Raw genomic sequence first — 12954 nt, 5'->3', positions numbered from 1 at the left:
ATGACATACGTAGTCGTTGCCCGCTACCGCACCAGGGCCGGCGAGGAGAACACCGTCCTCTCCCTGCTCAACACGATGGCCGCCGCCTCCCGCAAGGAGCCCGCCAACCTCGCCTACCGGGTCCACCAGGGCATCGAGGACCCGCAAGCGATCGTGCTGTACGAGGAGTACGCCTCCGAGGCCGACTTCACCGCGCACTGCGCCACCCCGCACTTCCAGGAGATCGTGCTCGGCAAGGTCGTCCCGCTGTTGGAGAGCCGCGACGTGCTGCGCTGCGCTCCGCGTGCACAGGTGCAGTCGTGAAAACGCGTGCGGTGGTGCTGCGCGGGATATCGACGGCCCGCCCCTACTCCGAGACCCGCCCGGTCGAGGTGGAGGAACTGGAGCTGGGCGCCCCGCGCGAGGGCGAGGTGCTGGTCCGTATCGCGGCCGCCTCGCTCTGCCACTCGGACCTCTCGGTGGTCAACGGCGACCGGGTCCGCCCGCTGCCGATGGCGCTCGGCCACGAGGCGGTGGGCGTCGTCCAGGAGACCGGACCGGGCGTCCGCCGTGTCTCCCCCGGTGACCACGTGGCCCTGGTCTTCGTGCCCAGCTGCGGTTTCTGCGGCGACTGCGCGGCGGGCCGCCCGGCCCTGTGCGCGCAGGCAGCGGCGGCGAACGGCTCGGGCGCGCTGCTGCACGGCCCGTCGCTGCTGACCGACGCCTCCGGCAACCCGGTCCACCACCAGTTGGGTGTCTCCGCATTCTCCGAACACGCGGTGTTGGCCCAGGAGTCGGTGGTGCCGATCCCCAAGGACATCCCGTTCACCGTCGCGTCGATGTTCGGCTGCGCGGTCCTGACGGGCGCCGGTGCCGTCATCAACACGGCGGCCCTGCGCCCCGGCCAGTCGACGGTGGTCTACGGCCTGGGCGGGGTGGGCCTCTCCGCGGTGCTGGGCGCACGAGCTGCGGGAGCGTACCCGATCATCGCGGTCGACCCGGTCCAGGAGAAGCGCGACCTGGCCCTGCGGCTGGGTGCGACGCATGCCTACGCTCCCGACGAAGCGATCGAGGCGATCCACGAACTCACCTCCGGCGGAGTTGAGTTGGCCGTTGAGGCGGTGGGCAGCCCCAGGGTCATGGCCGAGTGCCTGACGGCCGTGGCCCGGGGCGGCAAGGTCGTATCGGTGGGCCTCCCCGCCCCCGACCGGGTGCTGGAGGTCCCGGCCCTGGCATTCGCGGGCGAGGGCAAGTCCCTGCTGGGCTCGTACATGGGCGACGCGGTCCCGCGCCGTGACATTCCCAGGTTCCTGGACCTGTGGCGGGCGGGCCTGATGCCGGTGGAGCAGATGCACACGGGCACGCTTCCGCTGGCCGACATCAACGCGGCGATGGAGGAACTGGCTTCGGGCCGGGCGATCCGCCAGGTCATCGACACGTCGGGAATGCTGAGCGCCTGACACGACCCGCCGCGGGATTGCCGTGGCCGATACGGCCCAACACGCTGCCGGGCCCGGCCGACGGCGCCCCTTCCGGTTGTGGGAGGGGCGCCGTCGGCGTGGGCCCGAGGCCTGGGCCTGGGCACATGTGACATGTCATGCGGGCCGTTTGTCCGTGCCGGAAGGCGTGCGTCGTGCTGCCATCGTGCGACGGCTGATGCGCCACCCCTTTTCTCCGCGCACGATCAGGTCCTGGTACGTCACGCTTCCGCACGTGCCGTCCGCCTTGACGCCGATCCCCTTGGACCGGGCGCTCACCTGATTGTCACTCACCTCGGTGAGGATGATGTTGGTGACGTGATGGCCCACAGGGCCGTGCTCCGCCATCGCCCGTGCCGCGTCCCGGATGGCCGCGTGCCCGTGCATCGACCCGTGCCCCAGGGCCGAGGCGTCATAGACGACATCGGGCGTGAACAGCTCCTCCAGTCGGTCGAGTTCACCCTCATCAAGCAGGTGCCCGTGCAGGCCGATCAATTCCGTGATGGCCATGCGGTCCTCGGCGCCGAGTGTCATCGCCAGCCCTTCCGTCAGCTCGTCAGTTCTCACGACAGTGCGGCCCGTTATACGGGGAGAGTTCTCCGTATGGCCCGGTGGAGCGGCGGTAACGCCGCCGCGACGGGTGGAGTTCATTCCGTTGGAGCAGCCGTGGGTCGCTCGTGGCGCGGGAGTACGACCCCGTTGCCGAACGTCCGGGTCACGGTCAGGCGGAGGGCCGTCCGGGCGTCCTATGCCGGGAAGAGGGGCTTGCCCCGCCCGATGAGAACCGGATGGACGTGGACGCGATACTCGTCGATCAGGTCGTGCCGCACGAAGGACGCAGCGAGTCGCTCACTTCTCATCGCAGTCCGTTCTCGCCGGAGCCGTCGCGCCATCGAGTGTGTAGCGCCAGAACAGTCGACGCCTGAGCCGCACGCCCGGCAACACCTGACGCGCCTCGCGAACGATGTCGGAGAAGGTCATCTCCGCCGGCCGGGTCCTGGCGGTCATCGAGTCGGGGCGGAGCGCCTTGCGCCCCTTGTTCTTGATCAAGGCCATGGCGGCATTCAGCGGAATGGAGGCGAGACTCAGCAGGTGATCCCCGAGGGTCGCCTCTCGGGAGAGGCCGACCACCACCAGGGTTCCGCCGGGCGCCAGATGCTCGCGGAAGTGGGTGAGAGCGTCGGTGAACGGCAGATGGTGGACGGTGGCGACGCAGGTGATGATGTCGTACGGGCCGGACGGCATCCCGGTCGGCGCGTCCGCGACGGTGAAGGTCACCGGAGCGACCGGGACCGTCAGTTCGCGGGCCCGAGCCACGATGTCGGGGTCGGAGTCGATTCCGTGCACCGCCTTCGCCCGTGTCGCCAGTAGCCGGGCCAGTTCTCCGCTGCCGGAGCCGACGTCCAGGGCGCTGTCGCAGTTGCTGGGGAACTGCCGCAGAATCCACCGGTGGTAGTGGGCGTTGTGGTCCCAGGGGTGGGCGGCGTGGAAGCGTTCGAGGGCGTGGAAGACTCGGTGCAGCAGCTTCGTCATGCCTCATTCCATCAGAACGGCGAGGAGGGCAGGACGGGGCGATGCGCGTCCGTCTCCGACAGCCCCTCGCACTTCCAGCGGGCGGTCGCCTGCTGCGTGTCGAGCCGGCCGACGAGCTGAGTACGCTCGTCCGCTCCGTAGTCGGGGCGCGTGCGGGAGGGGTGCAGGGAGGGCGACATGGGCGTCGAAGTTACCCGAGCCGATGTCACACCTCACAACACTTCTCGGCGGATGCGGCGCTGGACTCCTCCTCCACCCGGGCCTGTCGCCCTGATACCTTGGCCGGCATGTTCCTCTCCCGTGTGTAGGACCCCGTACTGACCGCACCCCCCGTTTCCACCGGGTGCGGCACTTCGGTGTCCCCACATGCCCGCAGCGCCGCATACCGCGCTGCCCTCACGAGGAACGTCCTCATGCCCTCGCCTTCACCCGCGCCCTCGCGCGCCCCTTCGTATGCCACCGTCCTGCGTACCCGCCATGCCTCCCGCACCTTCGGTGCCGCTCTGCTGGGGCGGCTCTCGTACGGGATGGTCTCCCTCTCCCTGATGATGGCGGTGAAGGATGCCACCGGCTCGTACTCCGTCGCGGGCGCCGTCATGGCCCTGTTCGGGGCGACCAGCGTCTTCCTCTCCCCCGCCCGTGCCTCGCTGATCGACCGGTACGGGCCGCGCCGGGCCCTGCCGCCGATGGCCGGCGGCTACGCCGCACTGCTCGCCGCCCTGGCGTACGCCACCTGGCGGCCGGGCGTCTCCTCGCTCCTGCTGGGAGTGCTCGCCGTGACGGCCGGCGCCTGCACACCACCGCTGGGGCCGGTGATGCGGACCCTGTGGAGCGGCCTCGTCGCCGACCGGGAGCTGTTGCGGCGCGCCTACAGCCTGGACGGTGTCGCCGAGGAACTCCTCTTCGTCGCGGGGCCTTTGCTGGTGGGGGTGGTGGTGAAGTTCGCCTCGCCCGCGGCCGGTGTCGCGGTCAGCGCCGCGCTGGTGTTCGTGGGCACGGTGGCACTGGTGTCCTCACCGGCGGTACGCGGTACGGGCGCGGCCCCGTCGGACGACACGGCAGCCGGACCGGATGACACACCGGTCCAGCAGCGGCTGCTCGGCATCGTCGGGCTGCGGCACGCGGTGTTCGTGACAGCGGCCGTGGGGCTGTGCCTGGGGGCCCTGGATCTGCTGGTGGTGGCGTTCACCGAGCAGCGTCACCAGGGCGCGGCGGTGGCATGGGTGCTGGCCGCCCTCTCGGCCGGAAGCGCGGTCGGGGGGCTCGCCTACGGTGCCGTCTCCTGGCGGGCGTCGAACCGGGTGCGGCTGCCGCTGCTGGCCGCGGGCCTGGGTGTGGCGGTGGTCGTGGCCGGGCTGTCGCCCAACGTCTACGTGCTGGTCGCGGTGGTCGCGGCAGCCGGACTGTTCGTCGCCCCGGCCTTGACCACCGCGTATCTCATCGCGGACGAGTCCGTGGGCGCGGGCAACCGCACACAGGCGGGTGCGTGGGTCAACACCGGGATCAACGCCGGGTCCTCGGCGGGCACCGCTGCGGTGGGGCTACTGGTGGACCGCCTGCCGCCCACCGTCTGCTTCGCGGTCGCCGCGGTCCCTGCGCTGCTGTGTGCGGCCGCGGTGGCACGCGGCGCGATCAGTCGCTCCTGACCGTGATCGAACCGTTGGCGGTGACCAGATCGATCTTGTGATCGCCCGCCGGTCCATCCGACTCGATCCGCCCGGCGCGCGTGGTCCCCGGAGTTCGGTGACGATCCGTCAACTTCCTCATGTGGAGCCTCATCAGTTGCCGAAAAAGGTGGCCGCACGCCCCGACCAGGGGTGTGCGGCCACCTCAAGGGCGAACCTCAGAAGGTCACTTCAGGCCGAAAGCCCGGATGATCTCCTGGTCGATGCCGAGACCGTCCTCGCCCTCGGCGTGCGCCTTGATCGAGACAAAGCCACCGGCCTTCTCGGGCGTCTTGAACCGGGCGGTCCAGCTGCCTTCGGAGGTCTTGCGCAGCTCCACGGCGTTCCAGCTCTTGCCGTCGTCGTAGCTGACCGACAGCGCCGCCTTCTTCGCCTTCACCGCACCGTCCAGCCACTCCTGCGTACCGGAGCCGATACCGATCTCGGTCCACCGGCCGGCCTCGACGTCACCGGCGAGGTCGGTGTCGACCTTGTAGTCCAGCTGGAGCATCGGGATGTCGGTCCGGTACGGGCCGTTCTCGTCCGTGGCGCCCGAGACGAAGTTCCACTCGGTGTGCGTGCGGATGGAGGTCTTCCACACATCGGCATCCCGGGCCGAGTCGAGCACCACGCGGTACGGCAGTCTCTCGGGTGAGAGGTTCCCGGCGGCTCCGGACTGGCCCGTGCCCTTCTTGATCAGGGTGTCGCCCTGGTAGAAGGCGTTGGTGGTGGTGGCGGTGAGCTCCTCCCTCGGCATGTTGCCCGAGTGGCCCGCGCCCGAGTCCGTCCACGGGGTGAGGTTGAACTGGATTTGGTTGCTGGGGGTACGGAACGGACCCCAGTAGGCGATGCCCAGACGCGGGCGGGTGATCGGTCCGAACCACTCGGCGGGGTAGGTGCGGCCTGCCGTGTAGTCCATTTCGGCACTGCGCATCGCCTGCGCGAATCCGTTCTGCGCTGCGTTGAAGATCGAGTGCTCCTCGTACCAGTACGACGCGCCGGGAAGCGGGTTGACCCACTCCGTACGGGCACTGGGGAACATCTCGTACTGTTCGAAGCCGAGGGCGGGCCCGTATTCCGGGACGTCCCAGCGGTTGCCGCCGCCGAGCGTGTCCTTGTGGCCGTAGAAGGTGTTCTCCACCTTGGCCAGTTGACCGGTCGAGGGGGCGAACTCCAGCGAGCGGTCCGGAATGACGCCGTCGTGACGGTCGACCAGGTCGTACAGGTAGCTCGAGAACCGTTGCTGATCGATTGTCAGCTTGACGCCCCGTTGGACGGACTTGATCAGGTTCTCGCCCGCCAGGCGCTGGACCGAGGCGACAGGAATGGTGCCCTTGGTTCCTTTGGGGCCGTAACTCTCCATCAGGACGCCGTCACCGTCGTTGACGACGAACAGCGCCTCGGCGCCTGCGGCCACCGCATTGGCGAGCCGGTCGGCGGGAGCGACCGCGTCGCTGCGGCGGATCACGACGGCCTTGCCCTTGGCGTCCAGGCCCTTGTAGTCGGCCGCGGCGCCGTTGCCCGCGAAGACACCGGCCAGCTGCTTCTCGCCGTCTTCGGTGACGGTCGCACCGACCTGCGTAGTAACCGGCACGTCACGTCCCTCGGCCGTGACGTCCATGTGCTTCTCGCCCTGCCGCCAGCGGGTCAGGAAGGAGAAGCTGCCCTGGGTGACCTTCTTGGTGGGGCTCGCCCACAGCTGGTCGTACATCACAGGGATCTGGTACGCGTCGCGCTGGACGGTGCCGTCCGGTGCGGTACGTGCCATGTCGAATCGCAGCTGCTGGTTCTCGGTCTCCTTCGGCGTCCGCACGCTGATCTTGCGGGCCTTGGACGCGTCGAGGGTGACCGTGGTCGACTTGTCGAGGATGGTCTCAGGGGCCGCGAGGAAGGCCAGGGCCTTCGAGTCGGCGCGGTCACCGGCGACTTCGGTGGTCGCCCAGGCGGTGTAGTTGCCCGGCGGCATCCGCAGCGTGGTCTCGCCCGACACCTGGACAACACCCAGGTTCGGGTCGCCGAGCGCGCCGAGGACGACCCGGCCGTTCATCGGCTTGCCGTCGCGGTCACGGAGCCTGAGCGTCAGGTCGTACAGCTCCTGCTCCTTGTTCAGGGCGAAGCCGGTGTGCGCGACGACGGTGCCCGCCTCGTCCTTGGCGACGACCTGACCGGAGAACTGGGTGTCGTTCGCGACCGTCGACGGGTCCAGCGAGAGCACGGCCTCGGCAGTGGAACCGGCCGGGACCGTCAGCTGCTTCGTCGACAGGGTGTAGGCGTCGGCGTCCGTGTCCGTGGCCAGGTCGAGGGTGACGTCCTTCGTACCGGTGTTGCGGTACGTGATGGTCCGCTGGGCGACCGGGTCGGACGCGGAGTGCGGCCAGTTGTAGGAGGCGACCTCGACGGAGCCGGTGGCCTCGATCGTGCTGTCGACCGCCGCCTTCACATCGAGCCGACCGGTGCCCTGCTCGTACGGGGTGTACGCGTCGAGCTTCTTCGACGTGCTCATCAGCGCGTCCTTGATCCGCTGGCCGGACCAGTCGGGGTGACGCTGCTTCAGGATGGCTGCGGCGCCCGCGACATGCGGGGTCGCCATCGATGTGCCGGACTTCGTCGAGTACATCCCGCTGACGCCCGGGACCGACTGCGAGGCGGCCGCGTTGATGTCCACACCCGGTGCGGACAGGTCGGGCTTGAGGCCGAAGGACCTGACGAGCGGGCCCATCGAGGAGAAGCCCGCGCGGTTGTCCCGCTTGTCGACGGCGGCGATGGTGAGCGCCTTCTCCGCCGAGCCGGGTGCGCCGATGGTGCCCGCGTCGTACGTGTTGCCCGCGGCGATCACGAACAGCGGGCCGCCGTCGGCGGAAAGGGCGTCGACGGCCTGGGACATCGGGTCGGAGCCGTCGTCCGGGATGCTGGAGCCGAGGCTCATGGAGACGATGTCGGCGCCTTCGGCCTTCGCCCACTCCATGGCTTCGATGATGCCGGAGTCCGCGCCGGAACCGCCGTCGCCGAGCACCTTGCCGATGATCAGGTCGGAGCCGGGGGCGACGCCCTTGTTGACGCCCTCCGACGCGGCGCCGGAGCCCGCGATCGTGGAAGCGACATGCGTGCCGTGGCCGTTCCTGTCCACGACCTCCTCGCCCGGCACGAAGCTCTTCGTTTCGAGAATGCGGTCCTTGACGTCCGGGTGGGTCGCGTCGATGCCGGTGTCCAGGACGGCGACCTTGGAGCCCTTGCCGTCGTAGCCCTCGGCCCACGCCTGCGGGGCGTTGACCTGCGGCACGGAGTCCTTGAGCGCGGCCTCCACCCGGCCGTCGAGCCAGAGCTTGGCGATGCCGTTGTCCAGCGAACGGGCCGTGGAGGTGCGGGCGATGTCGTTCCAGAAGGCCCGGGTGGTGTCCTTGTCGGCCTTCAGCGCGGCGCCGTGGATGCTCTCCAGGGTGCGGGTCTTCTTCGCGCCGCGAGGGGCGGCGGGCAGCGAACGGCCCTTGCCCGTCGAATAGGTGGCGATCAGCGGGATGCCGCCGGACTTCTTGTCGTCGTACCCCATCTCGGCGAGAGCCGAGACGTTGAACAGCCGACGGTCCAGCTTGCCCGCTGCGATGAGGGAGCCGGCCTCGTCGGGCAGGACGTACAGATCGTCACCGGCCTGCTGGACATGCACGCCGCCGACCGCACCGTCGGGGCGGTCCACGGTGACGGTGTCCTGCTTGCCGGCACCGTCCGAGTAGTGCACGACATCGCCCGTGACCAGGGTGATGTCGTACTCCTTGACGGGGGCGGCGGCCCGGGGGGCGGCGGGCCCGGACTGTCCTGCGGCGGCGGAGGCGGAGCCCGCTGCGGGAAGCAGTGCACCACTCATCAAGGCGACCGAAGTCGCTATGAGCAGAGCCCTGCGTCCCGCGCGTGCGGATCTCGTCCGGCCGGAAGCGGAGGAGGGTGTCAATGTCATGCAGATGTTCTAAAGGCAAAACCACGGATACGGTTGCGTTCAAACCTGGCGTGAAACCGCCGTGGCGGAAATCCGCCTGCGGACCCGCATGGTTCGTGGGACGGTTCAGGCCACGGATGTGATCATCCCAGTCGGCGGCCGACCGGTCTCATGGTGGATCGGGGTGTAGGCGCCCTTGAGCGGTACGCCGCTGCCGCCGCGCCGGTCGGCGACGATTTCGGCGGCGATCGACAGCGCGGTCTCCTCGGGGGTACGGGCGCCGAGGTCGAGGCCGATCGGCGAGTGCAGCCTGGACAGTTCCGGCTCCGTCATACCGACTTCGCGCAGCCGGTCGTTGCGCTCCAGATGGGTGCGGCGCGATCCCATCGCTCCGACGTACGCCACCGGCAGCCTCAACGCCACCTCCAGCAGCGGGACATCGAACTTGGCGTCGTGGGTGAGAACGCACAGGACGGTGCGCGTGTCGACATCGGTCGTCGCGAGATAGCGGTGCGGCCAGTCGACGACCAGTTCGTCGGCTTCGGGAAAACGGGCCTTCGTGGCGAAGACGGGGCGGGCGTCGCACAATGTGACGTGGTATCCGAGGAATTTTCCCACCCGGACCAGCGCCGAAGCGAAGTCGACGGCCCCGAAGACGATCATCCGGGGCGGTGGAACGCTCGATTCGACGAGCAGGGTGAGCGGTTGCCCGCACCGCGATCCCTCGGCGCCGATGGTGACGGAGCCGGTGCGGTCCGCGTCCAGCATGGCGCGGGCATCGGCCGCGGCGGTACGGTCCAGCTCCGGGTGTCCGCCGAGCCCGCCCTCGTACGAGCCGTCGGGGTGGACGAGCAGAGGGCGGCCGAGGAGTTCCGCGGACCCGTCGGTGATCCTGGCGACCGCCGCCGCCTCTCCCCGTGCGGCGGCGGCGAGCGCTGCGGCGAACACCGCCCGTGCGGGGTCGTCCGCACAGACCGGTGTCACCAGGATGTCGATGACGCCGCCGCAGGTCAGTCCGCTCGCGAAGGCGTCCTCGTCGCTGTAGCCGAACCGTTCGCACACGGTGGTGCCGTCGTCCAACGCCTGCCCGCACAGTTCGTAGACCGCACCCTCCACACACCCGCCGGAGACCGAGCCGATCGCCGTGCCGTCGCGGTCGACGGCGAGGGCGGCTCCCGGCTGCCGGGGCGCGCTGCCGCCGACCGCCACGACGGTGGCGACGGCGAAGTCGCGTCCCTGCTCGACCCACCGGTTGAGCTCCTCGGCGATGTCCAGCATGGCGTTTCTCCTTATACGGGGGCGTGGAGGGGCGGAGAGGCCGCACGCACCGCCCGGAGTGTTCAGGAGGAGCCGTGGCTCAGGTGCCGGTGAGGTGCTCGGGGCGTACCGGTGTCCTGTTGAGCTCCAGGCCCGTCGCGTTCCGGATCGCCGCGAGGACAGCCGGGGTGGACGACAGGGTGGGGGCCTCACCGACGCCGCGGAGCCCGTACGGGGCGTGGTCGTCGGCGAGTTCGAGCACATCGACCGGCATGGTCGGGGTGTCGAGGATGGTGGGGATCAGATAGTCGGTGAAGGACGGGTTGCGCACCTTCGCGGTCTTCGGGTCGACGAGGATCTCCTCCATGACGGCGATGCCCAGGCCCTGGGTGGTGCCGCCCTGGATCTGTCCTTCGACGGAGAGCGGGTTGAGCGCTTTGCCGACGTCCTGGGCGCAGGCCAGTTCGACGACCTTGACCAGGCCGAGTTCGGTGTCGACCTCGACGACCGCGCGGTGGGCGGCGAAGGAGTACTGGACATGGCCGTTGCCCTGCCCGGTACGGAGGTCGAATGCCTCGGTGGGCCGGTGGCGCCACTCCAGCTCGATGTCGACCGCCTCGTCCTCCAGTACGTCGGCCAGATCGGCCAGCACCTCGCCGCCGTCGGTGACGATCTTGCCGCCCTCCAGGAGCAGTTCGGCGGTGGCCCAGGCGGGGTGGTACGTGCCGAACTTGCGGCGGCCCATCTCCAGGACCTTTTCGCGGACGGCCTCGCAGGAGTGCTTCACCGCGCCGCCGGTGACATATGTCTGCCGGGAGGCGGAGGTGGAGCCGGCCGAGCCGACCTGGGTGTCGGCCGGGTGGATGGTGACCTGGGCCACACCGAGTTCGGTACGGGCGATCTGGGCGTGGACGGTGACGCCGCCCTGCCCGACCTCGGCCATCGCGGTGTGCACGGTCGCGACAGGTTCGCCACCGACGACCTCCATGCGCACCCGGGCCGTGGAGTAGTCGTCGAAGCCCTCGGAGAAGCCGACGTTCTTGAGGCCGACCGCGTAGCCGATGCCGCGTACGACGCCTTCGCCGTGGGTGGTGTTGGACAGTCCGCCGGGCAGGGCCCGTACATCGGCCTGCTCGCCGGCCACCTCCCACTGGCGCTCGGGCGGCAGCGGCCTGGCCTTGACCCGGCGCAGCAGCTCGGCGACCGGGGCGGGCGAGTCGACGACCTGCCCGGTCGGCAGGAGGGTGCCCTGCTCCATGGCGTTGAGCTGTCTGAACTCGACCGGGTCCATGGAGAGTTCGGCGGCGAGCTTGTCCATCTGGGCCTCGTAGGCGAAGCATGCCTGGACCGCGCCGAAGCCGCGCATGGCGCCGCACGGCGGGTTGTTGGTGTAGAGCGCGATGGCCTCGATGTCGACGTCGTCGATGACGTAGGGGCCGACGCTGAGCGAGGAGGCGTTGCCGACGACGGCCGGAGAGGCGGATGCATAGGCTCCGCCGTCCAGTACGATGCGGCATTTCATATGGGTCAGCTTGCCGTCACGGGTGGCGCCGTGCTCGTACCAGAGCTTGGCGGGGTGACGGTGCACATGCCCGAAGAAGGACTCGAACCGGTTGTAGACGATCTTGACCGGCTTGCCGGTGCGCAGGGCGAGCAGGCAGGCGTGGATCTGCATCGACAGGTCCTCGCGGCCGCCGAAGGCGCCGCCGACTCCGGAGAGCGTCATGCGGACCTTGTCCTCGGGCAGGCCGAGGACGGGAGCGATCTGGCGCAGGTCGGAGTGGAGCCACTGGGTGGCGATGTACAGGTCGACGCCGCCGTCCTCGGCCGGCACGGCCAGACCGGACTCGGGGCCGAGGAAGGCCTGGTCCTGCATGCCGAAGACGTACTCGCCGCTCACGATGACGTCGGCGCGGGCCGCCGCCGCGTCCGCGTCGCCGCGGACGATGGGCTGGCGGTGGACGATGTTGGGATGCGGTACGTGCCCCGCGTGGTGGTCGTTGCGGCCTTCGTGGATGAGGGGTGCGTCGGGAGCGGTCGCGGAGGCCTCGTCGGTGACGACGGGCAGCTCGCGGTAGTCGATCTTGATCTTCGCCGCGGCGCGGCGGGCCGTCTCCGGGTGGTCGGCGGCGACGAGCGCCACCGGTTCGCCGTGGTGGCGGACCTTGCCGTGAGCGAGGACAGGAGTGTCCTGGATCTCCAGCCCGTAGTTCTTCACCGAGGTCGGCAGGTCGTCGTAGGTGAGTACGGCGTAGACGCCGGACGTGGCGAGCGCCTCCGAGGTGTCGATGGAGACGATCTCGGCGTGCGCGAGCGTAGAGCGCAGTGTGTGGCCCCAGAGCATGTCCTCGTGCCACATGTCGGAGGAGTAGGCGAACTCGCCGGTGACCTTCAGGATGCCGTCGGGACGCAGCGTGGACTCGCCGATGCCGCCCTTGGTGTGGGTGCCCTGGTTGATGCTGGTGGGGTTGCCGGTAACGCCCATCGTCAGACCGTTTCTTCCGCGCGGGCGGCCGCGAGACGGACCGCGTCGAGGATCTTCTCGTAGCCGGTGCAGCGGCAGAGGTTGCCGGAGAGCGCCTCGCGGATGTCCGCGTCGGACGGTTCCGGGTTCCGTTCGAGCAACTCGTCGGCGGCGACCAGCAGGCCGGGGGTGCAGAAGCCGCATTGGACGGCTCCGGCGTCGATGAAAGCCTGCTGGATCGGGGAGAGTCCACCGGTGTCCCGGGTCTCCTCGCCGGCCGGCGAAGCCTCCCACTGCCGGGCCTTGTCGAGCGCGGTGCCACAGGCACCGGAGGCACAGCCTCCCCCACTGCGCTCCGCGTGCGGGAGGTGCCCCCTGCCGGGGTGCGCCTGGGAACGGTGGGCGGCGAAGTCGGCGAGGCCCTCTACGGTGACGACCTCACGGCCCTCCGCCTGGCCTGCGGCGACCAGACAGGAGCAGACCGGGACACCGTCCAGACGGACCGTGCAAGACCCGCATTCGCCCTGCTCGCAGGCGTTCTTCGAGCCGGGCAGGCCCATCCGCTCACGCAGCACGTAGAGGAGGGACTCGCCCTCCCAGACGTCGTCAACCTCGTGCCTGCGGCCGTTGACCGTGAAATTGACGCGCATG

10 protein-coding genes and 1 pseudogene are annotated in these 12954 nt (G+C 69.8%); 3 read left to right on the top strand and 8 right to left on the bottom strand.

The genetic code is table 11. The features are described 5' to 3' along the window. Together ACZ3IC_RS09750 and ACZ3IC_RS09745 are read left to right on the top strand one after the other, a co-directional pair. Positions 1-303, top strand: a complete 303-nt coding sequence (locus ACZ3IC_RS09750) for a putative quinol monooxygenase (RefSeq protein WP_467414380.1) — start codon at positions 1-3, stop codon at positions 301-303. Then, positions 300-1439 carry a zinc-binding dehydrogenase gene (locus ACZ3IC_RS09745; protein ID WP_467414379.1) on the top strand — a complete coding sequence of 380 codons (1140 nt, stop codon included), beginning with the start codon at positions 300-302 and terminating at the stop codon, positions 1437-1439. Before ACZ3IC_RS09750 ends, ACZ3IC_RS09745 begins: the two co-directional genes overlap by 4 nt. Before the next feature lie 135 nt (positions 1440-1574). On the opposite strand, the gene ACZ3IC_RS09740 is transcribed toward ACZ3IC_RS09745, so the two are convergent. From ACZ3IC_RS09740 to ACZ3IC_RS09725, 4 genes and pseudogenes are all read right to left on the bottom strand, one after another. Beyond that, positions 1575-2024 (bottom strand): nuclear transport factor 2 family protein, encoded by a 450-nt coding sequence (locus ACZ3IC_RS09740; RefSeq protein WP_467414377.1) that lies wholly within the window; start codon positions 2022-2024, stop codon positions 1575-1577. Positions 2025-2104: 80 nt separating this feature from the next. Then, positions 2105-2302, bottom strand: a pseudogene (locus ACZ3IC_RS09735) (dihydrofolate reductase family protein); the annotation flags it as partial. Between the two features lie 4 nt (positions 2303-2306). Next, on the bottom strand, positions 2307-2990 hold the full coding sequence (locus ACZ3IC_RS09730) for a class I SAM-dependent methyltransferase (RefSeq protein WP_467414376.1): 684 nt from the start codon (positions 2988-2990) through the stop codon (positions 2307-2309). An 11-nt stretch (positions 2991-3001) separates the two neighbouring features. Continuing rightward, positions 3002-3169 (bottom strand): hypothetical protein, encoded by a 168-nt coding sequence (locus ACZ3IC_RS09725; RefSeq protein WP_467414761.1) that lies wholly within the window; start codon positions 3167-3169, stop codon positions 3002-3004. A 234-nt stretch (positions 3170-3403) separates the two neighbouring features. Here ACZ3IC_RS09725 and ACZ3IC_RS09720 point away from each other — a divergent pair, with 234 nt between their 5' ends. After that, positions 3404-4636 (top strand): MFS transporter, encoded by a 1233-nt coding sequence (locus tag ACZ3IC_RS09720; protein WP_467414375.1) that lies wholly within the window; start codon positions 3404-3406, stop codon positions 4634-4636. A gap of 205 nt (positions 4637-4841) precedes the next feature. Here ACZ3IC_RS09720 and ACZ3IC_RS09715 read toward each other — a convergent pair whose 3' ends face one another. The 4 genes from ACZ3IC_RS09715 to ACZ3IC_RS09700 all read right to left on the bottom strand — a co-directional run bounded on the left by ACZ3IC_RS09715 (position 4842) and on the right by ACZ3IC_RS09700 (position 12953). Beyond that, positions 4842-8513, bottom strand: a complete 3672-nt coding sequence (locus ACZ3IC_RS09715) for a S8 family serine peptidase (RefSeq protein WP_467414374.1) — start codon at positions 8511-8513, stop codon at positions 4842-4844. 195 nt (positions 8514-8708) lie between these two features. Continuing rightward, positions 8709-9860 (bottom strand): XdhC family protein, encoded by a 1152-nt coding sequence (locus tag ACZ3IC_RS09710; protein WP_467414372.1) that lies wholly within the window; start codon positions 9858-9860, stop codon positions 8709-8711. A gap of 79 nt (positions 9861-9939) precedes the next feature. Then, positions 9940-12324, bottom strand: a complete 2385-nt coding sequence (gene pucD, locus ACZ3IC_RS09705) for a xanthine dehydrogenase subunit D (RefSeq protein ID WP_467414370.1) — start codon at positions 12322-12324, stop codon at positions 9940-9942. Between the two features lie 2 nt (positions 12325-12326). Further along, complete coding sequence (locus tag ACZ3IC_RS09700) at positions 12327-12953, bottom strand: (2Fe-2S)-binding protein (RefSeq protein WP_467414368.1); 627 nt, start codon at positions 12951-12953, stop codon at positions 12327-12329. Between the last annotated feature and the right edge of the window lies 1 nt (position 12954).

Source organism: Streptomyces sp. NPDC002958 (assembly GCF_055563255.1).
The sequence above is the reverse complement of the archived record's forward strand: the minus strand, read 5'-3'. Positions and strand labels throughout refer to the sequence as shown.